At 63.9% G+C, this 1,008-nt stretch carries 1 protein-coding gene; it reads left to right on the plus strand.

Features of this window, described 5'->3' with window-relative positions; all coding sequences use genetic code 11:
- Positions 1-213: 213 nt before the first annotated feature.
- The coding region (locus WJM96_RS22845; protein WP_424814869.1) for an outer membrane protein at positions 214-1,008 on the plus strand (795 nt) is incomplete at its 3' end.

The following is a 1,008-nucleotide window of genomic DNA, read 5'->3' on the forward strand; positions in this document are numbered from 1 at the left end:
GAACCGCCGCGTGGAGATCGTCCTGCGCTAAGCAGGACTTTCCTCACCGGAAACGAGAAAGGGCGCCGAAAGGCGCCCTTTTTTGTGGCAATTTTGCACTAGTGAGGGGATTTGTTGTCCGACGCATGGTTAAACCCCGGATACATGCCTTATTGGTGAAGCCGACATCAACTTTCATGCAAACCGGCTATGCCGGCGTCAGGAGAGACCGAAATGCGCTTCGCCAAGCCTGTTCTGGCGGCCAGTTTGCTGGCCCTGCCCGCGGTGGCCCAGGCCCAGCCGATCACCGGCCTGTATATCGGCGGCGGTGTCGGTGCGAATCTGCGGGACTACACGAGCGAAACCACGAATTTCACGGGCCCTGCCGCGGCCAACGGTTTCATCCGCACGAACTTCCACACCGGCTATGCCGTGGTGGGCAGCGTCGGCTGGGGCTTCGGCAACGGCTTCCGCGTCGAGGTCGAGGGCAACTACCGCTACAACGACATCAACTCGATGAACAGCGTCGTGGGCTCGAGCACCTCGGTCAGCGGTGCGGTGCACCAGTATGGCGGCATGGTGAACGCCTTCTACGACTTCAACATGCTGACGCCTTACATGAGGCTCGGTGCCGTCTCCTTCACCCCGTATGTCGGCCTGGGCGTCGGCTATCTGGTGAATGATTGGCGCAAGGTCGGCGCGCGCGCTTCCAACAGCCTCCGCCTCCGGATCGACGACAGCGACGGCCAGTTCGCCTACCAGGGCATCGCGGGTATCTCGATGGGTCTCGACTCGATGGTCCCCGGCCTCGCCGCGACCCTCGAGTACCGCTACCTGAGCTCGATCGAGCCTTCGCTGAGCGCGCAGCTCGTCGCGAACAACGGCGCGGTGGTCGGCAACGGCACCTACAAGCCCGGCGTCTACAACCACTCCATCCTTCTGGGTCTGCGCTACGCGTTCAACGCGCCGCGCCCGGCTCCGGTGGTGGCGGCTCCGGCCCCGGCTCCGGCTCCGGCCCGTACCTTCCTC

This window comes from Roseococcus sp. YIM B11640 (assembly GCF_049727625.1).
Taxonomy (GTDB): domain Bacteria; phylum Pseudomonadota; class Alphaproteobacteria; order Acetobacterales; family Acetobacteraceae; genus Roseococcus.